General features: G+C 71.4%; 17 protein-coding genes and 1 tRNA gene. 13 read left to right on the top strand and 5 right to left on the bottom strand.

Features of this window, described 5'->3' with window-relative positions; genetic code table 11:
• The first annotated feature begins 100 nt into the window (after positions 1 to 100).
• From OG718_RS34000 to OG718_RS33980, 5 genes are all read left to right on the top strand, one after another.
• A complete protein-coding gene (locus tag OG718_RS34000; protein WP_328845959.1) occupies positions 101 to 1,786 on the top strand; it encodes a hypothetical protein in 1,686 nt (561 codons plus the stop codon).
• The gene (locus tag OG718_RS33995) at positions 1,783 to 3,117 is read left to right on the top strand and encodes an AAA domain-containing protein (RefSeq protein ID WP_306939906.1); all 1,335 of its coding nucleotides are present in this window, start codon (positions 1,783 to 1,785) and stop codon (positions 3,115 to 3,117) included. Before OG718_RS34000 ends, OG718_RS33995 begins: the two co-directional genes overlap by 4 nt.
• 135 nt (positions 3,118 to 3,252) lie before the next feature.
• Positions 3,253 to 3,618: a hypothetical protein gene (locus OG718_RS33990; protein ID WP_306939904.1), complete on the top strand. Its 366-nt coding sequence runs from the start codon at positions 3,253 to 3,255 to the stop codon at positions 3,616 to 3,618.
• A 242-nt stretch (positions 3,619 to 3,860) separates the two neighbouring features.
• Entirely contained in the window at positions 3,861 to 4,589 is a 729-nt protein-coding gene (locus OG718_RS33985; RefSeq protein ID WP_260694844.1) for a hypothetical protein, read from the top strand.
• Positions 4,580 to 4,653, top strand: a tRNA-Lys gene (locus OG718_RS33980). The genes OG718_RS33985 and OG718_RS33980 overlap by 10 nt, the downstream gene beginning before the upstream one ends.
• Before the next feature lie 79 nt (positions 4,654 to 4,732).
• Here the strand turns inward: OG718_RS33980 and OG718_RS33975 are convergent.
• Positions 4,733 to 5,986 (bottom strand): M6 family metalloprotease domain-containing protein, encoded by a 1,254-nt coding sequence (locus tag OG718_RS33975; RefSeq protein ID WP_328845958.1) that lies wholly within the window; start codon positions 5,984 to 5,986, stop codon positions 4,733 to 4,735.
• 570 nt (positions 5,987 to 6,556) lie between these two features.
• On the opposite strand from OG718_RS33975, the gene OG718_RS33970 reads away from it, so the two are divergent.
• Positions 6,557 to 8,710 carry a putative bifunctional diguanylate cyclase/phosphodiesterase gene (locus tag OG718_RS33970; protein ID WP_328845957.1) on the top strand — a complete coding sequence of 718 codons (2,154 nt, stop codon included), beginning with the start codon at positions 6,557 to 6,559 and terminating at the stop codon, positions 8,708 to 8,710.
• Here OG718_RS33970 and OG718_RS33965 read toward each other — a convergent pair.
• From OG718_RS33965 to OG718_RS33955, 3 genes are all read right to left on the bottom strand, one after another.
• Positions 8,701 to 9,843 carry an LLM class flavin-dependent oxidoreductase gene (locus OG718_RS33965; RefSeq protein WP_186001009.1) on the bottom strand — a complete coding sequence of 381 codons (1,143 nt, stop codon included), beginning with the start codon at positions 9,841 to 9,843 and terminating at the stop codon, positions 8,701 to 8,703. The genes OG718_RS33970 and OG718_RS33965 overlap by 10 nt on opposite strands.
• Before the next feature lie 375 nt (positions 9,844 to 10,218).
• Positions 10,219 to 10,950, bottom strand: a complete 732-nt coding sequence (locus OG718_RS33960) for a maleate cis-trans isomerase family protein (RefSeq protein ID WP_143632497.1) — start codon at positions 10,948 to 10,950, stop codon at positions 10,219 to 10,221.
• The gene (locus tag OG718_RS33955) at positions 10,947 to 11,753 is read right to left on the bottom strand and encodes a maleate cis-trans isomerase family protein (RefSeq protein WP_143632973.1); all 807 of its coding nucleotides are present in this window, start codon (positions 11,751 to 11,753) and stop codon (positions 10,947 to 10,949) included. The genes OG718_RS33960 and OG718_RS33955 overlap by 4 nt, the downstream gene beginning before the upstream one ends.
• Before the next feature lie 314 nt (positions 11,754 to 12,067).
• Here OG718_RS33955 and OG718_RS33950 point away from each other — a divergent pair, with 314 nt between their 5' ends.
• Positions 12,068 to 13,042 (top strand): D-2-hydroxyacid dehydrogenase, encoded by a 975-nt coding sequence (locus OG718_RS33950; RefSeq protein WP_143632499.1) that lies wholly within the window; start codon positions 12,068 to 12,070, stop codon positions 13,040 to 13,042.
• Between the two features lie 32 nt (positions 13,043 to 13,074).
• Complete coding sequence (locus OG718_RS33945) at positions 13,075 to 14,475, top strand: amidase (protein ID WP_143632501.1); 1,401 nt, start codon at positions 13,075 to 13,077, stop codon at positions 14,473 to 14,475.
• A 175-nt stretch (positions 14,476 to 14,650) separates the two neighbouring features.
• Here the strand turns inward: OG718_RS33945 and OG718_RS33940 are convergent, their stop codons facing one another.
• The gene (locus tag OG718_RS33940) at positions 14,651 to 15,151 is read right to left on the bottom strand and encodes a DUF3830 family protein (protein WP_186001010.1); all 501 of its coding nucleotides are present in this window, start codon (positions 15,149 to 15,151) and stop codon (positions 14,651 to 14,653) included.
• Between the two features lie 95 nt (positions 15,152 to 15,246).
• On the opposite strand from OG718_RS33940, the gene ehuB reads away from it, so the two are divergent.
• The 5 genes from ehuB to OG718_RS33915 all read left to right on the top strand — a co-directional run bounded on the left by ehuB (position 15,247) and on the right by OG718_RS33915 (position 19,458).
• Positions 15,247 to 16,173, top strand: coding sequence for an ectoine/hydroxyectoine ABC transporter substrate-binding protein EhuB (ehuB, locus tag OG718_RS33935; RefSeq protein ID WP_143632505.1), 927 nt, complete (start codon positions 15,247 to 15,249; stop codon positions 16,171 to 16,173).
• Positions 16,170 to 16,895 carry an ectoine/hydroxyectoine ABC transporter permease subunit EhuC gene (gene ehuC, locus OG718_RS33930; protein WP_143632507.1) on the top strand — a complete coding sequence of 242 codons (726 nt, stop codon included), beginning with the start codon at positions 16,170 to 16,172 and terminating at the stop codon, positions 16,893 to 16,895. Before ehuB ends, ehuC begins: the two co-directional genes overlap by 4 nt.
• Positions 16,895 to 17,545 carry an ectoine/hydroxyectoine ABC transporter permease subunit EhuD gene (gene ehuD / locus OG718_RS33925; protein WP_143632509.1) on the top strand — a complete coding sequence of 217 codons (651 nt, stop codon included), beginning with the start codon at positions 16,895 to 16,897 and terminating at the stop codon, positions 17,543 to 17,545. Before ehuC ends, ehuD begins: the two co-directional genes overlap by 1 nt.
• A 10-nt stretch (positions 17,546 to 17,555) precedes the next feature.
• On the top strand, positions 17,556 to 18,365 hold the full coding sequence (gene ehuA, locus OG718_RS33920) for an ectoine/hydroxyectoine ABC transporter ATP-binding protein EhuA (protein ID WP_143632512.1): 810 nt from the start codon (positions 17,556 to 17,558) through the stop codon (positions 18,363 to 18,365).
• Between the two features lie 337 nt (positions 18,366 to 18,702).
• On the top strand, positions 18,703 to 19,458 hold the full coding sequence (locus OG718_RS33915) for an IclR family transcriptional regulator (RefSeq protein WP_328845956.1): 756 nt from the start codon (positions 18,703 to 18,705) through the stop codon (positions 19,456 to 19,458).
• Positions 19,459 to 19,487: the final 29 nt, after the last annotated feature.

Raw genomic sequence — 19,487 nt, 5'->3', positions numbered from 1 at the left:
CGGGGAACTGCGCGACAAGCCCCCACCGCCCCGCAGTCGAAACACACCCCACACACACCGAACCGCACCACTCGGCGCGCCCCTCCCGGGAGGCAGCCCCATGTCCCTGATCACCACCCTGGCCCGCCTGGAAGCCGTGGACACCGGCCGAGCCCAGCCCCTGGCCACCACCCGCCACCGCCACCTCTCCCCGCACCCCCTCGTCTTCGTACCGCTCACCACCGCGGGAGAAGCCGGGGCCCCGCTGGGGGCACTCGTCGGCACGGACCGCGACACCCCCCGCCTCCTCGTCGTCCCCCAGCCCCGCGACCGCGACCTCCGCTTCGCGTTCCTCGCCGAGCTGGCGGACATCGTCCTGCCGTACATCGACGCGTACGCCGATGACGTCGAGCCCGCCGAGCGCAACGAGACCGACCCGGAGACCGGCAAGCGGGTCAAGGTCGAGGTCGAACTGTGCGCGGACGCCCCGCAGTTGATCGTCCCGAGCCGCTCGGGCATCGACTTCGTACGGCTGCTCGGCCGCTCCATGCGCTTCCGCCGCACCGCCGAGCAGGACCCGGAGACACCGCACCCGGCGCCCCCGCGCGTGCCCCTGCTCGGCCGGTGGCTCACGCACTACGGCGAGCGGTCCCGCGTACCCGGCTCCTCGCTCCTCCTCGCGCTCACCGACGTCCTGTCCCGGCACTGGGCGACCGGGCAGTCCAGCCTGGAGGACCAGCACCTCGGAGCGCTGCTCGCCTGGATCGACCCGCCGCGGGGCGAGTCCGGCGCCGAGGCCGCGCTGCGGGCCGAGCTGCAGCGGGACGGCAAGGGACAGCTCGTCTGCCCGCCGGCCGGGCCCGCCACCGACCCGGCGTTCGACAACAAACTGCTCGCTCCCGCCATCGAGCGCTACGACCGGGCGCGTACGGCACTCGCGGCCGCCGAGGACGGCATCGAGGCGGACGACCGGCTCGGTGACCTCACCGCCGCCGAGCGGCAGATCCGCGACCTCGTGGAGAGCCGCACCCGCCCCACCTGGGACGCGGTGTGGCGCGGCCTCGACCTGCTGCGCGCCCTGCCCGAGGGCGCCCACGCGGCCGACCGGTGGACCCGGGACCGCTGGTCGTTCACCGGCCACCGGGACCGGGTCCTGGCCGGCGAGCCCCCGCAACCGCGGCGCGACGACGCGGTCACGGCGGCGAACAAACTCGCCACGCGCGAGCGCGAACAGGCCCGTCTGGAGGCCCAGGAGGCCCTCGACGACCCGCTCGTCATGGCCGGCCGACGGCTCGCGGGCGAGGCCTTCGCGGGCGAGGTCACGGATGTCGTGATGGCGTACAGCGAGGGCAAGCGGCCCAGCCCGCGCCCCCTCGTGACCGTCCGCACGGACGACCGGCCGCACTTCGGCGATCGCGCCAAGGTCTACCGGTCGCTCGGCGGCAAGCCGCAGGCGGCCGAGTTCGTCGAGTACGTCCGGTACGAGGGCGACGGCACCGCCGACAACCACAACGACGACCACAGCCATGCCCGCGGCGACGACCCCACCAGCACCCTCGGCTCCCTGGTCGTGCTGCGCGTGGTCGACAAGATGGGCCGCGGCAAGGAGCCAGAGACCGGATCCGTACCGGAGAAGGGCGACCACCTCTGCTTCACGCTCTTCGAGCACGAGCAGCGGGGCGGTGCGAAGCTGCCCGACCCGGAGGAGACGCCGTGGACGCACGGCGGGCCGCCCGGCGAGACCGATGCCGCCGCCCCGCAACTCGAGGTGCAGCCCGACGCCGTGACCGAAGAGGACGTCCTGTGACCACCGTGTTCGATCCGGGCGCCGAGGCCGCCCACGCCACCGACGCGATCCTGCGCGACACCCTGCACGGGACGCACCGCGGTGTCGTGGTCGACTCCCCGCCCGGCGCCGGCAAGTCCACGCTCGTGGTGCGGGCCGCGCTCGAACTGGCCGACGCGGGACGCCCGTTGATGGTCATCGCACAGACGAACGCGCAGGTCGACGACCTGGTGCTGCGGCTCGCCGCGAAGAACCCCGACCTGCCCGTCGGCCGGCTGCACAGCAGCGACGCGGACCCGTACGACAAGGCGCTCGACGACCTGCCCAACGTCCGCAAGTCCGCGAAGGCCGGCGATCTCGCCGGGCTCGACGTCGTGATCTCGACGGCCGCGAAGTGGGCGCACGTCAAGGGCGTCGAGCCATGGCGGCACGCGATCGTCGACGAGGCGTACCAGATGCGGTCGGACGCGCTGCTGGCCGTGGCCGGGCTGTTCGAGCGGGCGCTCTTCGTGGGCGACCCGGGCCAGCTGGACCCGTTCGCGATCGTCGGCAGCGAGCAGTGGGCAGGGCTGTCGTACGACCCCTCGGCCTCCGCCGTATCGACGCTCCTCGCCCACAACCCGGAGCTGCCGCAGCACCGCCTCCCCGTCTCCTGGCGGCTGCCGGCTTCGGCGGCGCCGCTGGTCTCGGACGCGTTCTACCCCTTCACGCCGTTCCGCAGCGGTACGGGCCACGGCGACCGTCACCTCGCCTTCGCCGTCCCGTCGGACGGTTCGGGCCCCGACCGGGTGATCGACGAGGCGGCGGAATCGGGCTGGGGCCTGCTGGAACTGCCCGCCCGGAACACCCCGCGCACGGACCCGGAGGCGATCCGGGCGCTCGCCCAGGTCGTACGCCGTCTCCTGGACCGGGGCGGCGCGGCGACCTCGGAGCTCTCCCCCGACCCGGCCCCGCTGACGGCCGACCGCATCGCCGTCGGCACCGCGCACCGCGACCAGGCGGCGGCCGTCCGCTCGGCCCTGGCGGAGCTGGGCGTCGCGGACGTGACCGTGGACACGGCGAACCGCCTCCAGGGCCGCGAGTACGACGTGACGGTCGTCCTGCACCCGCTGTCGGGCCGCCCCGACGCGACGGCCTTCCACCTCGAAACGGGCCGCCTGTGCGTCCTGGCCTCCCGCCACCGCCATGCCTGCATCGTCGTCTGCCGCGCCGGTGTCACCGACCTCCTCGACGACCACCCGTCCACGGAGCCGGTCCAGCTCGGCGTCACGGTGAAGTTCCCGGACGGCTGGGAGGCGAACCACGCGGTGCTGTCCCATCTGGCGGAGCACCGGGTGACGTGGGAGTCGTGAGGGAGCGCGCAGGGTAGGAGAAGGCGTGCATCAGTGCCGGTCAGCCGCGCCCTGATGCCCTCTTGCACGGTCAAGGGACAATGGACGGTGGCCCACCACAAGGACGGGCCGACCACCGTACGAGGAGGAGAAGTCATGGCGGAGCCCACGCCGCGTCGGAACGAGCCGCGGCTTCGCCCCGCGCCGCTGCTCTTCGAGCCCGCGGAGGCTGCTGCCGATCCCGAGCACTTTTTCGACCTGGAATCGATAGACGATCCCCAGGCGCTGCTGGACCGGGCCACGGAGCTGACCCTCGCGTTCCGCGCGGCCACCGACCGGGCGGTCGAGTTCCAGGCGATGGCCGCCGCGCAGCTCGCCGATCCCCGCCGGTTCGACCGGCTGACGCCCGCGGAGATCGCCGAACGGGCCGAGTGGACCGAGGACTACGCGAAGAAGATGGTGGAGTTCGGCCGCGAACTCCTGCGCGGCGCGGACGCCGAGGGGTACGCGGACCCGGTCTGAGCGTCGACGGCGACGGCGACGGCGACGGCAGCAACAGGGACAGGGACAGGGACGCCAGCAGCAGCAAGCACGTGCGCCGAGGTGACACGCGGACCCGGCAAGCGGGCGGGACACGCGGGCCTGGCCCGAAAACAACCCGTGGCATATGCCAGTCGGGCAAGATACCCCACCCCACACCCCGCTGTCCCACGTTCCCGCAACCCTCGGAGACGGGCCGTTCACCCCCGGTAGCTCTAGATGACATGAGCAGCGACCGGAACCCGGCAAGCATCGCCCCCGACAGCCCCGGCTCAGGCCACGGCCGCGGCACCGTCGAGCCGTTCCCCGACCTCCCCGACCGGTTCGACGTCTCGGGGGTCACCTCCGAGGGCGCCGCCTGGCTCGCCTCGACAGGAACGTACCCGCGCGGCACGCTCGCCTTCTGGGCGGACCGGCCCACCGCCCCGGTGGTCCTGTCCTGCGGCTCCGCCTTCGACGTCGTCAACGCGCCCGCGATCTTCGGTCGCCGCATGCTGGACCGGCTGTGGGACGAGGGCCCGGGATCGGGACCCGTGGCCACCTACCGGGGCCGGATGCTCCTGTTCGCCGCGCCGGGCACCGCACAGCGGCTGCCCGCGCTCCTGGAGTGGGAGGAGTGGGGCTCGGGCGGAGCCTCGGACCGGGCCCGGACCGTCCCGCCCCTCCTCTGCCACGGCACCGGTGACGCGGTGACCGTCCCGCCCCCCGCCCCGACCGTCCCGGCCGCTCCCCGCACCGGCTCCCGTCCCCCCGTGGAATCCCGCTGGCTGGTCGCTCCCGACACCCGCCACCCCTGGCTGCCGACCCCGGCGATCCTGCTCTGGGCGGCGATACGAGCTGCCCGGTCAGCGGCCCGTCGGCGCATCCCCGAGCCCTCCCCCGAGGCCCGGATATCGATTTTTCCTCCCGCCGATCAGGATGCTAAGGTCTACGACGTCAGCAGGCGCCGCTAGCTCAGTTGGTTAGAGCAGCTGACTCTTAATCAGCGGGTCCGGGGTTCGAGTCCCTGGCGGCGCACAGACGGTGAAAGGCCCCTCGCGAAAGCGAGGGGCCTTTCGCATGCCCGCCATGCCTCCCTGCCGCCGGCGAGACGCTCTCAGCTCCCGGTAGAGATCGTCACCGTCCACGCCCCGGAAGCCGTCCGGTCCTCCACCTCGACGCGTACGTTCTCGCCCGGCACGGTGAAGGTCTCCCCGAGCCCGACCGGCGCGTCGGCGAGCGGCGGATAGACCGAGTCGTCCCAACAGGCCGCGGACGAGGGGTGCGCGTCGACGACCTCGATCGGACCGCCGCCGGACTGGGTCCCGCCGCGCACGCGGTAGACGAGCACTCCCTGTGAGCAGACCGCCGCGTCGTTGCCGACCGGCCCGCGCGCCTCCAAGGCGACCGCGGTGTCCCGCCCGGTCCGCACCACCGCCAGTTTCGTCCCGTTCCCGGACCCGAATCCCACGCCTTCCGACTCCGGCCCGGCACCGGGAACACCCGCCCTCCCGAAGGCCTCCGAACCCGCCGCGGCCACCCCGGGCCCCGCCCCCAGAGGCTCCAGCGTCAGCCGCGTACCCCGTCCGCCCGCGCCCCGCACACACGCCACCTGGCGTGTTTCCAGCCACCCGAGTTTCCACTTGTGCCAGCCGAACAGGTCGGGCGCCAGGCCGAACTGGCTGCCCATGAGGTCCCAGTCGCCGACGTACGTGTCCCAGTCGCCCTTGCCGTCGGAGGGGCGGTGGTAGAGGTCGGGCAGGTCGAAGACGTGTCCGGTCTCGTGGGCCAGGACCAGCCGGTCCGGCGGATGCTTCTCGAAGACCGTGACGACCCGGCGGATGTCCTTCCCGTCGGCCCGCAGCGGCGTGTCCATGTTCACCACCTTCGTCGCGTCCGAGTCCACGCCCGGCGCGTCCGGGTCGGCGACGAAGTAGACGATGTCGTAGCGGGAGAAGTCGACCCGCTCGTCCGCCGCGGCGAGGGCGTCGCGCAGATACGCCGAGCGCGCCGCCGCGCTCCAGTCGCGCTGTATGGCGTACGAGGTGGAGGCCCGCGGCATCCGGATCCACTCGGCGAGCGGGTGCGGGCGGAGCTGGAACCTGCCGTACGAGGCCCGTTCGAAGAAGCGGCTGGTGGCGGGGAAGTAGTCGGCCGTCAGTTCGTCCGGCGTGGTCAGCGGCTCGGCGTCCGGGAAGGAGAGGAAGACCATCACCGCGTCGAGGCGCCTGGTGGGGCGCGGATAGGCGGCGTTCCAGGTGTCCAGACCCTCCGAGTGGTGCGCCTCGGTGCGCTTGAGGGCGCACGGCATGGAGAGCGGGACGGCGGCCGAGGGGCCCGTCACGAGGGAGGTGGCGGCGAGGGCCGTCATGGAGGTGAACACGGCCGCGGGCGCGTGCCACCACCGTTCCCGCCAGGTCTGCCCCCACCAGGCCGGCACACGTCGGCCAGGGCCGCGCCGCCCCGGACCGGGCCGGCCGAGGCCTCGCCAACGGGGCCGAACCCCGCCACGGGTGAGCCCCTTGAGGGGGAGCAGACGCGGCACGTCGACCTCCGGATGCGGAATTCGGGATACCGCACCCAGCCTGTTCCGATTTGATCGTTTACGCCCTGTTTATCTGAACCAAAGGAGTGAGAGGGCCGACATCCGACCGAGAACATCGGGGAGCGCCAGGGGGGCGCCAGGACGCGCCGACACCCCGAGCACTCACGGAACGTCACAAGTGATCGACCGGGGAAGGAACCCGTCCAGCTGCGGGCAGAAACGATCTGTCAGAGAGAGGGGTTCATCCGGGACACTGGACAGTAGCTGGAAGGCCCTACGGCCAACCTCTATGATCGGCACACTTTCCTGCGCGGACACGGCTAGAGCGGCCGTCCACCACCGGCCGACCCCCCGACGAGACCTGTACGACGAACGAGTGCACAGCGGGAGCGAACGGTGAGCGGAACGTCCGATGGGCCGGCGCCCGCGGTAGACCTCGTCCGGCCGGCCGTCACAGAGAGTCACATCGCGGCCTCTCGTCGCGTCGGGACCCCTCCTCACGAGGAACGGGTCCCACGCGTCGAGTCCCTGGTCGCAGCCCCTCTGGACCTCTCGGCGGGACTCCCCGCCGAGCTACCGGCCGGACTTCCGGCCGACTTCCTCGCCGGATTCCCGTCGGGTCTGTCGGCGGGTCTTCCGGCGCGGCTCTCGGCCGGTTCGCCGGCCGGCCTCCCGCCGCGCCCCGGTATCGACTTCGAGGCCGACGGCCACCCCCATACCGGCACCGATCCACGTGCCGACGCCCATCCCCATCCCCACCCCAGTGCCGGCGCGGGAGCCCGGGCCGGCACCGACACCGAGGCCGGCGCCCGTACATTCCGCGCCACTTTCGCCGCCGCTCCCCTCGCGATGGCCGTCGTGGACCGGGAGGGCCTGGTCGTCACGGCCAACGACACCCTTGCCGCGCTCCTCGGGGCGGGCCCGGGCGGGCTCACCGGCCGGATCGCCGCCGACCTGGTGGACCTCGCCTCGGACGCCCGTACGTGGCACGCGTACCGCGAGGTGCTCCGCGGCCGGCAGGCCAGACTGCGCTGCACCCGACGCCTCAAGCACCCCGACGGCCACTCCCTCTGGGCCCAGGTGACGGTCAGTCCGCTGCCCGAGGAGGAGCGCGCGGTGCTGCTCTCGGTCTCCGACATCAGCGCCCGCCGCGAACTCCAGGCCCGGCTGCGCCACTTGCAGATGCACGACCCGGTGACCCGGCTGCCCAACCGCACCCTGTTCTTCGAGCGGCTTTCGGCCGCGCTGGAGGCGGAGGCGTACGAGGAGTCCGGCACCGGCCGGATCGGGCTCTGCTATCTGGACCTCGACGGGTTCAAGGCGGTCAACGACACGCTCGGCCACCGTGTTGGCGACCGGCTGCTCGCGGCCGTCGCCGAGCGGCTGACACGCTGCGCGAACGAGGCCGGGTACGCGCGGCCGGCCACCCCCCTGGTCGCCCGGCTCGGCGGCGACGAGTTCGCGCTGCTGGTCGAGGACTCCACGGGTACGGAGCAGCTCGCGGACCTCGCCGACTCCGTACTGAAGTCCCTGCAGGTGCCGTTCGACCTTTCCGGGCAGCGGCTCTCGGTCTCGGCCTCGATCGGTGTCGTCGAGCGTCACGCGGCCGGCACCACCGCGACCGGTCTGATGCAGGCCGCCGACACGACGCTGTACTGGGCGAAGGCCGACGGCAAGTCCCGCTGGACGCTGTTCGACCCGGAGCGCAACGCCCACCGGATGACCCGCCAGGCCCTCTCCTCCACGCTCCGCCCGGCCATCGAGAAGGGCGAGTTCGCCCTGGAGTACCAGCCGCTCGTGTGCATGGAGGACGGCGGGGTGCGCGGGGTCGAGGCGCTGGTGCGATGGAACCATCCTCAGTTCGGCACACTGACGCCGAATCGGTTCATCGGACTTGCCGAAGAAGACGGCTCGATCGTGCAGCTGGGCCGCTGGGTGCTGGCCACCGCCTGCCGGCAGGCGCGCCGCTGGCAGCTGGACCACCCGGACGCGGAACCGATCTTCGTCAGCGTGAACGTGGCGGTGCGTCAGGTCTGGGACTCCGACCTGGTGGCGGACGTGGCGGCGACCCTCGCCGAGACCGGACTCGCCCCGCACCTCCTCCAGCTGGAGCTCACCGAGTCCGCGGTGATGGGCTCCGCGGGCCGCCCGCTGCAGGCCCTCCAGGCGCTCAGCGACATGGGCGTACGCATCGCCATCGACGACTTCGGCACGGGGTACTCGAACCTCGCCTACCTCAGCCGGCTGCCCGTCTCGGTGCTGAAGCTCGACGGGTCGTTCGTGCGCGGCTTCCAGTACGAGACCGGCGAGAACGGCGCGGGCCCGGACGCCCGGTCCAACCCCGCGGACGAGGTCATCGTCGAGGCGATGATCCAGCTCGCGCACCGGCTCGGCCTGACGGTCACCGCCGAGTGCGTGGAGACCGCGGGCCAGGCGTCACGGCTGCGGCGTATCGGCTGCGACACCGGCCAGGGGTGGCTGTACTCCCGGCCGGTGGCGCCGGATCGTATCTCCGCGCTCCTGACGGCGGCGGCCTGCTCTCAGGCCTGAGGCTCTCCGGCCTCAGGCTCTCCGACCGCGGGCAGCTGGTAGGCGTCCGCGATCAGTTCGTAGGAGCGCAGACGTACGTCACTGCTGTGGGCGTTGGCGGTGAGCATCAGCTCGTCGGCGCCGGTGCGCTTCTGGAGGTCGTCGAGGCCGGAGCGGACCTCGTCGGCGGTGCCGTGGATGACGTTCGTGTTCCAGGAGTCGACGAACTCCCGCTCCATCGGGCTGAACTCGTACGCCTCCGCCTCCTCCGGGGTGGGGACCAGGCCGGGGCGGCCGGTGCGCAGGCGGACCATGTTCAGCGCGGCGGCCATGATCTGGCGGCGGGCCTCCTTCTCGTCGTCCGTCGCGAGGGCGGAGACGCCGATCAGGGCGTAGGGCGAGTCGAGTACCGCCGACGGCCGGAAGGACTCGCGGTAGAGGTCGAGCGCCGGGACCGTGTTCTGCGCCGAGAAGTGGTGCGCGAAGGCGAAGGGCAGACCGAGGGTGCCCGCGAGGCGGGCGCTGAAGCCGGAGGAGCCGAGCAGCCAGATCGGCGGGCGGTGCGGGGACTGGACGCCGCCGGGGGAGGTCGCCTGGATGGGGCCCGGGACCGCGTGGATGCGGGCGTAGCGGTGGCCGGGCGGGAAGTCGTCGTCCAGGAAGCGGGTGAGTTCCGCGAGCTGCTCGGGGAAGTCGTCCGCGCCTTCGTTGAGACGGTCCGTGCGGCGGAGGGCCGCGGCCGTGGCGCCGTCCGTGCCCGGGGCCCGGCCGAGGCCCAGGTCGACGCGGCCCGGGGCCATCGCTTCGAGTGTGCCGAACTGCTCCGCGATGACCAGCGGGGCGTGGTTCGGGAGCATCACGCCGCCCGAGCCCAGGCGGATGCGGGTCGTGTGGGCGGCGAGGTGGGCGAGGATCACGGCGGGGGAGGTGGAGGCCACGCCCGGCATGGAGTGGTGTTCGGCCACCCAGTAGCGGTGGAAGCCCCTGTCCTCCGCGAGGCGGGAGAGTTTGACGCTGGTGCGGAGGGCGTCCGTCGCGGTGCGGCCGGCGCCTACCGTGACCAGGTCGAGAACGGAGAGAGGTACCTGTGAGGTGCCCTTCGCCTCCGCCCTGATCTCGTCGGGTTCACTGGTGGTGTGGTCCGGTGCCGCCACGGGGGTCCTCCTGTTTGGTACGACGCGTTGTCCGCGCTGCCGTAACAGGAGGTGGGCTCCGCTTTATTCCCTCGCCCCCGCCGCCCCTACCCATTCCCGTCACTACTCGGGGGCTCCGCCCCCGAACCCCCGCTCCTCAAACGCCGGAGGGGCTGGGTGAGTGGGGGCTACTGGGGGTGGGTGGGTTGACCGTGGGTGGGGGGTGGCGGGCTGGAAGGCCGGGCGCAGCCCCGCCTTCCAGGGGCGCGGGGAACTGCGCGACCAGCCCCCACCCACCCGCACCCGGCAACGGGGTCTGGGGCGGAGCCCCAGAAGGACGGGAAGGGTAGGGGCGGCGGGGGCGAAAAAGCCCTGGCTCCGCCCCCGCCGGGACCGTCACGCCTGGACGATCGGCTCCCTGGTGAAGAGGGCGCCGAGTTCGGGGGCGTTCACGCGGCGGTCCGTGAGGCGCAGGGCCTCCCAGACCGTGACCTGGTTGGCGGTGAGGACCGGCTTGCCCAGTTCCTTCTCCAGGGACGGGATGTGGGAAGCCGTGTGGAGGGCCGTGTCGGGGAGGAGGACGACCTCCGCCTCCGGGTGGTCACCCGCACGGGCCAGGGCCAGCACCTCGGCCTCACCCCACGTACCCACCTCGGCCGCCGTGATGATCCCGGAACTGCGCACACCGAGGACGTCCAGGCCCGCGTCCGTCAGGAAGGTCCCGAAGAGGACGGCCACGTCGTCGGGGTACGTCGCGGCGATCGCGACCCGCTTCACGCCCAGCTCCCGTACGGCATGGGCGAACGCGAAGGACGTCGAGGAGGCCGGCAGCCCCGCCGTCGTGGCCAGGGTGCGGACCTGATCGTGGGCGCCCTCCCAGCCGTAGACGAAGCTGCCGCTCGTGCAGGCCCAGACCACCGCCTCGGCCCCGGACAGCCGCAGGTCCTCGACCCCGGCGGCGAGGCGGGCCGCCGAGCCCATCTCCAGCAGTGCGTCCACGCGGTGGGCGTCCTCCCCGATGTCCGTGTGGACGACCTGGAGGCGGATGTCGCTGCCGAGGAGCTGCTCCATGCGCGGGTAGTCGTCCTCGGCCGAGTGGCCCGGGTAGAGGAATCCGAGAGCCGTCATGCCCAACCTTCCTGTTCTTCCGGTAGCGCTGGTTCTGCCGGTAGCGCGGGCGGTACGGGCCGCTGTCGCGCCGACTCGTCGATCAGCGCCTGGTACGGCCCTACTGCCCGGGTACCCAGGTGACGCAGCGCAGCCCACATCGTCACCTGGTTGGCCGAGATCACCGGGATGCGCAGCTCGGCCTCCAGCTGCGGGATGACGTCGTAGGTGGGGAGATTCGTGCAGCTGATGAAGAGGGCGTCCGCATGGCCACGTACGGCGTCGCGCGCCATGTCGACCACATTGCGGTACGGGACCTTCCAGATGTGCCTGGTCAGGCCCATGTAGGCGCGGCCGGTGACCATGATGCCCGCCTCGGCGAGGTACTCCTCCAGGGACTGGGTCACGGAGACGGTGTACGGCGTGACGAGCGCGATCCGGCGTGCGCCCAGCTCCTCCAGTGCCTCCAGGAGAGCGCCGGACGTGGTCACGGAGGGGATCTCGCCGGCCCGGGTCATGGCCTCGCACATCGCGCGCTCGCCCGGGATGCCGCCGACGAAGCTGCCGGACGTACAGGCGTACGCGACGATCTCCGGTCCGACGGCGTTCAGCGCGCGCACCGCGTCGCCGAGCGTCTCGTGCTCGCTGACCAGACGGGCCAGGTCGAGGCTGACCTCCACGGGCACGAACGGGGTACGGGTGAGGTGGAGCGAGACCTCGTCGGGGACCCAGCGCCACAGTTCACGGTCGAGAGCGAAATCGAAGGGAGCGACGACGCCGACACCCCTTTGAGGGTGTGGTCCACCAAGGAAGGAGACGTCCATGAGCAGCCCCAAACTCGGGTTGAGCGAGTGGTGGTGACCGGCCGAGGGGCCGGGGGACACAAGCCGGCGCATGCCGGGACGTCGGGACAGGGGAACGGACGGGACTCCGGGATTCCCACGGAAACTAGCCCTTGTTGACGAAGGTAGGTTCCGGTGCGAGCGTGGTCAATCCGCGCATCTGAGACGGCTGTGCGCCCCCGGCCCGACGGCCGGTCCCAGACGGTTCGGCCGATGTCCCGCAAGCACTCAGAGCCCGGCGTCCAGCATCCAGATACCAGAGAAGCGGACCCTCGTTGCGAAATGGTTTCCCCCCGATGACCTCTGCCACGCCCTCGAACCTGGCCGAAAAGACAACCCTCCTGGTGCTCGACACCGACCCGCCGCCCCGGCTCGGCCGGCTCACCGGCCGGGTGCGGGTCGAGCATGCCGACGAGTCGTCGCTGGCCGCGCTCCTGCCCACCGCCGACGTCCTGCTGGTCTGGGACTTCGCCTCGCACGCCGTACGCCGGGCCTGGCCGGGCGAGGGCCCGCGGCCGCGCTGGGTGCACACGGCGAGCGCGGGTGTGGACCACCTGATGTGCCCCGAACTCGCCGCGTCCGACACGCTGGTGACGAACGCGCGCGGGGTCTTCGACCAGCCGATCGCGGAGTACGTGGCCGCGCTCGTCCTCGCCATGGCCAAGGACCTGCCGCGCACCTGGGACCTGCAGCGGGCCCGGGAGTGGCGGCACCGCGAGTCGCAGCGGATCGCCGGCACGCGCGCGTGCGTGGTGGGCTCCGGGCCGATCGGGCGCGCGATCGAGCGGACGTTGAAGGCCCTCGGCATCACGACGGCGCTCGTGGGGCGCACACCGCGCGAGGGGGTGCACGGCCCGGAGGACCTCGACCGGCTGATCGCCCGCGCCGACTGGGTGGTGTCCGCGGCACCGCTCACCGATGACACGCACGGGATGTTCGACGCGCGGCGTTTTGGACTGATGCAGCCGTCGGCACGCTTCGTGAACGTCGGACGCGGGCAGCTTGTGATCGAGGAAGCGCTGGCCGAGGCCCTCGCGAGCCGCTGGATCGCGGGGGCGGCGCTCGACGTCTTCGAGCACGAACCGCTGGGCCCCGACAGCCCGTTGTGGGAGGCCCCGGGCCTGATCGTGTCGCCGCACATGAGCGGGGACACGGTGGGCTGGCGGGACGAACTCGGTGCGCAGTTCGTGGAGTTGTACGAGCTCTGGGAGACGGGAGAGCCGCTGCCGAACCTCGTCGACAAACAGCGTGGATACGTACCCGGCCACTGAAAAACGTCCACTGAAGCATGTTGGAGGGGCGGATGACCGATCTCACCGAGCTGACCGCTGTACGACTCGTCGAGGGATACCGCAAGGGCGAATTCAGCCCCGTTGACGTGGTGCGGGCCGCGCTGCGCAGGGCCGAGGAGGTCCAGCCCGCGGTGAACGCGTTCGTAAGCGTCGAGGCGGACGCGGCCCTCTCCCAGGCCGCGGAGTCGGCCGAGCGATGGCAGCGCGGCGAGCCGGCCGGGCTGGTCGACGGGGTGCCGGTCTCGGTGAAGGACATCCTGCTGATGCGCGGCGGGCCGACCCTGAAGGGCTCCAGAACGATCTCCTCCCAGGGGCGCTGGGACGAGGACGCGCCCTCCGTGGCGCGGCTGCGCGAGCACGGGGCCGTGTTCGTCGGCCGGACGACGACGCCGGAGTTCGGCTGGAAGGGCGTCACGGACTCACCGCAGGCGGGCGTGACCCGGAACCCGTACGACCTCTCGCGCACCTCGGGCGGGTCCAGCGGCGGCAGCGCGGCGGCCGTGGCGCTGGGCGCGGGCCCGCTGTCGCTGGGCACGGACGGGGGCGGCAGCGTCCGCATCCCCGGCGCCTTCTGCGGGATCTTCGCGCTGAAGGCGACGTACGGGAGGGTGCCGCTGTATCCCGCGAGCGCGTTCGGCACGCTGGCGCACGTCGGGCCGATGACACGGGACGCCGCGGACGCGGCCCTGATGATGGACGTCATCAGCGGCCCCGACCCACGCGACTGGTCGCAGCTCGGCCCGGTGAACGGCTCCTTCGTGGACGGGCTGGCCGGCGGTGTGCGAGGGCTGCGCGTCGCGTACTCGCCCTCCCTCGGCGGCCAGGTCGCCGTGCAGCCCGGGGTCGCCGCGGCGGTGCGGCGCGGGGTGCAGGGGCTCGCGTCCCTCGGGGCGTACGTCGAGGAGGCGGACCCCGACTTCACGGATCCCGTCGAGGCGTTCCACACGCTGTGGTTCGGCGGGGCGGCCCGGGTCACCCAGCGGCTCGGCCCCGAACAGCGGAAGCTGCTGGACCCCGGGCTGCGGGAGATCTGCGATCTGGGGGCCCGGTCCAGCGCGCTGGACTACCTCGCCGCGGTGGACGTACGGATGGAACTCGGCCGCCGGATGGGCCTCTTCCACGAGACCTACGACGTCCTGGTCACCCCGACGATCCCGATCACCGCGTTCGAGGCGGGCGCGGAGGTTCCCCGCGGCTCGGGCCATCGCCGCTGGACCGGCTGGACGCCGTTCACCTACCCGTTCAACATGACCCAGCAGCCCGCGGCGACCGTCCCGGTGGGCACGGACGAGACCGGCCTGCCGGTCGGTCTTCAGATCGTGGGGGCGCGCCACCAGGACGCGCTGGTCCTGCGGACGGCGCACGCGCTGTACGAGGCGGGGGTCGCGGGGATCGCGCCACCCGCGCGCTAGCGCTCCGCTGGGGGTAGTGCGTCGGCCGCGGGCCGGTGGGGGCTGGTCGCGCAGTTCCCCGCGCCCCTGAAAGCAAAAGACTGCGCAGTTCCCCGCGCCCCAAAAGGGGCGCGGGGAACTGCGCAATCGGCCCCCACCGGCCCGCAGCTCCCCACAACCCCGTCGTACCCGGCTCCTACACCCGGGAGAAGCTCAGCGTCTCCCCGAGCGCGCCCGCGCGCCAGAGGTCGTTGCACGCCTCCGCCATCGCATCCAGCCCCTCCACCACCTGCCCCCACACAATCCCGGGCACCCACCCCACATCCCCGTTGAGCAGCAGATTGTTCCGCTCGTAGAACAGGGCGAGGTCGATCACCGGCGTCCCGGCCTGCACGCCGGAGGCACCCCCGTACCCGTACGCCTGCGTACCCAGCTGCGTACCGGAGAAGGAGAAATAGCAGAGATCGCCGGGAATGGGCGTGACGGTCGGGTTCTCCAGCGGCGGCTCGGCCGGCGCGAACGCCGGGAACAGGGCATAGATCTCGTTGCGGGCGTACTTCGCGTGATACACGTCACTGCTCAGCGGCAATGCGTTCCACACCGCCTCGCAGGTGATCGGCGCACGGTCGTCGAGGAGCTTCGCGGTGCAGTGGACTCCGCGCTTGGACAGGGACACGTCGATGTAGCGGTCGGTCATGATTTCCATGGTCCACCCCGGGTCAAGAGGGCCCTCCGCAAACGGGGCGCAAACAGATCCGCATAACTCGCATCGTCCCGGGTAGCCGCGCGCCCATGGCTCCACCATTTGGGAACGACGCGAAGGAAGCTTCCGCGAAGGAAGAGAAACGCGGCGCGAGCCGCCGGTCACTACTGGCCGGCGTCGCGGCGTTCGGCGCGCTCGGCGCGGCCGGATGCAGCCGCGTGGCCACGGCGTCCGGCAAGGAGGGCGGTGATCTCCTGGACCGGTTGAAGGCCCAGGGCGTCGTACGCCTCGGTATCGCCGGCGAGATCCCTTTCGGCTACATCGACAAGAACGGCAAGCTCACCGGCGAGGCACCGGAACTCGCACGGGTGATCTTCAAGCGGCTGGGAGTGGACAGTGTCCAGCCGGTGCCCACGGAGTTCGGCTCGCTCATCCCGGGTCTGAACTCCCAGCAGTTCGACGTCGTCGCCGCCGGCATGTACATCAACGCCGAACGCTGCGAGCAGGTGATCTTCTCCGACCCCGACTACCAGATGCTCGACTCCTTCATCGTGCGCAAGGGCAACCCGAAGAACCTGCACGACTACAAGGACGTCGTGGAGTCGAAGGCGAAGTTCGCGACCGGAACCGGCTACGCGGAGATCCAGTACGCGGTCGACGCCGGCTACAAGGAGAGCGACATCCTGATCGTCCCGGACCAGGTCGCGGGTCTGAACGCCGTCGAGGCGGGCCGTGTCGACGTCTTCGCGGGTACGGCGCTGACCACCCGCGAGGTCGTCAAGAAGTCCCGAAAGACGGAGTCGACCAAGCCGTTCGCGCCACTCGTGGACGGCAAGCCGCACGTCGACGGAGGTGGCTTCGCGTTCCGCCCGACGGAGACCGCGCTGCGGGACGCCTTCAACGTGGAGCTCAGGAAGCTGAAGGAGAGCGGTGAACTGTTCCGGATCCTCCAGCCCTTCGGTTTCACCAAGAACGAGATGACCGATATGACCGCGAAGGAGTTGTGCGGCGGATGACATCGGGACTCTGGGAACTCGTACTGAAGGGGATCTGGGTCACGGTCCAGCTGCTGGTGTTCAGCGCGCTGCTGGCCGCGGCCGTCTCCTTCGTGGTGGGCATCGCGCGCACCCACCGGCTGTGGATCGTCCGCTTCCTCGCAGGCTTCTACACCGAGGTGTTCCGCGGCACCTCCGCGCTGATCATGATCTTCTGGGTGTTCTTCGTGCTGCCACCGGCCTTCGGCTGGCAGCTGGTCCCCATGTGGGCCGGCACCCTCGCACTGGGCCTCACCTACGGGGCGTACGGCTCCGAGATCGTGCGCGGCGCTCTGAACTCCGTCGACCCGGCGCAGCGTGAGGGCGGGATCGCACTCAGCTTCACGCCCTGGCAGCGGCTGCGGCTGATCCTGCTTCCGCAGGCGGTGCCGGAGATGATCCCGCCCTTCTCGAACCTGCTGATCGAGCTGCTCAAGGGCACGGCCCTGGTGTCCGTGATGGGCATGGGCGACCTGGCGTTCAGCGGCAACCTCGTGCGGCTCGCGCTGCAGGAGAGCGCGGAGATCTACACGTACATCCTGCTGATCTACTTCGTGATCGCCTTCCTGCTCACGCGGGTCATGCGCGGTCTGGAGAAGAAGCTGAAGGCCGGGCTCGGCAGGGTGCCCGAGGGCGGCGGGAAGCTTCCCGCGCCCCGCCCGGAGACCACGGCCGTCGGTGCCGAAGCGGCAGGGGGTCGCTGATGAAATGGGACTGGAGTGCCGTCGGCGACTTCATGCCGCACTTCTGGGACGGACTGCTGGTCACGCTGCAGGCCCTGGTGCTCGGCTCGCTGATCTCCTTCGCCCTCGGGCTGGTGTGGGCGCTGCTGATGCGCGCGCCGAGCCGCTGGGTGCGCTGGCCGGTGGGGGTTGTCACGGAGTTCATCCGGAACACCCCGCTGCTGGTGCAGCTGTTCTTCCTCTTCTACGTGCTGCCCGAGTGGAACATCACGTTCTCCGCGATGACCACCGGTGTCGTCGCCATCGGGCTGCACTACTCGACGTACACGATGCAGGTCTACCGGGCCGGCATCGAGGGCGTGCCGGTCGGCCAGTGGGAAGCGGCCACGGCACTGAACCTGCCCATGACCCGGACCTGGACCGCGGTGATCCTGCCGCAGGCGATCCGCCGGGTGGTGCCCGCGCTGGGCAACTACGTCATCTCGATGCTCAAGGACACGCCGATGCTGATGGCGATCACCGTCCTCGACATGCTCGGCGAGGCGCGGCTGTTCGCGCAGCAGAACTTCCAGTTCACCGAGCCGCTGACGGTCATCGGCGTGGCCTTCATCCTCATTTCCTATCCCGCTTCCCTCCTCATGCGAGCCCTGGAGCGACGTCTTGTCCGCTGACACCCCTTTGATGAAAGAGCCCGACGCCAACTCCGACGCCAACCCGGCGACGGACGGCAGCGAGCTGATCCGCTTCGACAAGGTCACCAAGCGCTTCGGGGACAACGTCGTCCTCGACGAGCTGGACTTCTCGGTCGCCTCCGGCAAGCACGTCACACTGATCGGCCCGTCCGGCTCCGGCAAGACGACGATCCTGCGGCTGCTGATGACCCTGGCCAAGCCCGACGAGGGCACGATCAAGGTCAACGGCGACTACCTCACCCACGAGGAGAAGAACGGCAAGCTGGTCCCGGCCGGCGAGAAGCACATCCGCGAGGTCCGCAAAAACATCGGGATGGTCTTCCAGCAGTTCAACCTCTTCCCCAACATGAAGGTGCTGCGCAACATCACCGAGGCGCCGGTCACCGTGCTCGGCATGTCCAAGGACGCGGCCGAGGAGCGGGCCCGGGAGCTGCTCGAACTGGTCGGGCTGACCGAGCACGTCGACAAGTACCCGAGCCAGCTCTCCGGCGGCCAGCAGCAGCGTGTCGCGATCGCGCGGGCCCTGGCGATGCGGCCGCAGGTACTGCTCCTCGACGAGGTGACCTCCGCGCTCGACCCCGAGCTGGTCGCGGGCGTCCTCGACGTGCTCAGGGACATCGCCCGCACCACCGACATCACGATGCTCTGCGTGACCCACGAGATGAACTTCGCCCGGGACATCTCCGACCAGGTGCTGATGTTCGACTCGGGGCGCGTTCTAGAGTCCGGTCCGCCGGAGAAGATCTTCGGCGACCCGGAGCACGAGCGGACGCGGGAGTTCCTCGGCGCGGTGCTGTAATCCTCCGGGAGCGTCACCACCTGTCTTCAAGAAGTGAAGACCGCAAGGTTCCGAGGCCGAGCCGATGGGGCATGACTTTGGCATATGCCAGAAGGATGCCCCGCTGTTGAGGGGACTGGAACGCGCCACCAATCTCGCCAACAGCCCCTCCCCGTACGCCTCTTGGCGGTTATCGTGGAGGGGGCCCGGCCGTCCGGGCTGCGTTGATGTGAAAGCCGGGCCGAAAAGCGCAAGGGGACACCGTGGCGCTGCTGCATCATTCCGGGGGACAACCCCCGGACCCCCGGCAGGAAGAACATCTGCCAGCACCCGGAGCGTCACAGCGAGGTGAGCTGTCGTGAAGGTCGAGCCGACCGTGCCGTACCACTCGGCCCAGGACGCCCTGCGCGTCCTGGAGACCGTGGCGGCGCGGCACACCGCCGGTGTCACGGACGCCGAACTCGCCAGCCGCACCGGCCTCGGCACCGAGCGCCTCACCGCGCTCCTGCGGATGCTGCGCCGCGAGGGGTACGTCGAGCAGACCACCGACGGGGCGTACGTCACCGGGGCGGCGCTCCGCAGGCTGGGTTCCGCACACGACCGGGACGAGGCCCTGCGCACCCAGCTCCAGCGGAACCTCGACCGGCTGCGCGACTCGGTCGGCGCCGCCATCTACATGAGCCGGTACGTGGACGGCGAGGTCCATGTCTCCCAGTGGGCCGAGGGCCCCAGCACCCCCGCGGTCAACGAATGGGTGGACTTCCGCTCGGCCGCCCACGCCAGCGCCATCGGCAAGAGCCTTCTCGGCCAGCTCGACCTCAACGGCCGGCGCGACCACCTCTCCCGCCACAGGATGGCCCGCCTCACCTCGCGCACCATCACGAACGAGCGCGCGTTCCTGTCACGGCTCGACGCCCAGGCACCCACCGTGCCCGTGCTCGACCTCCAGGAGTACGCGGTCGGCACGGTGTGCGCGGCGGTCCCCATCACGGCCGGCTCGGCCGTGGGCTGCCTCGCCCTCTCCCTCCCGGTCTCCCACGCCCACCGGCTGCGCGAGGCGGCGGACACCCTGAACCGGGGCGCGGCGCCCGTACTGCTCTCGCTCGCGATCTGAGCGCGAGCGGCGTGGTCCGGAGCACCCGC

The organism is Streptomyces sp. NBC_00258 (genome assembly GCF_036182465.1).
Lineage (GTDB): Bacteria > Actinomycetota > Actinomycetes > Streptomycetales > Streptomycetaceae > Streptomyces.
Note: the sequence above shows the minus strand (reverse complement) of the source record. Positions and strands in the feature narration are given on the sequence as shown.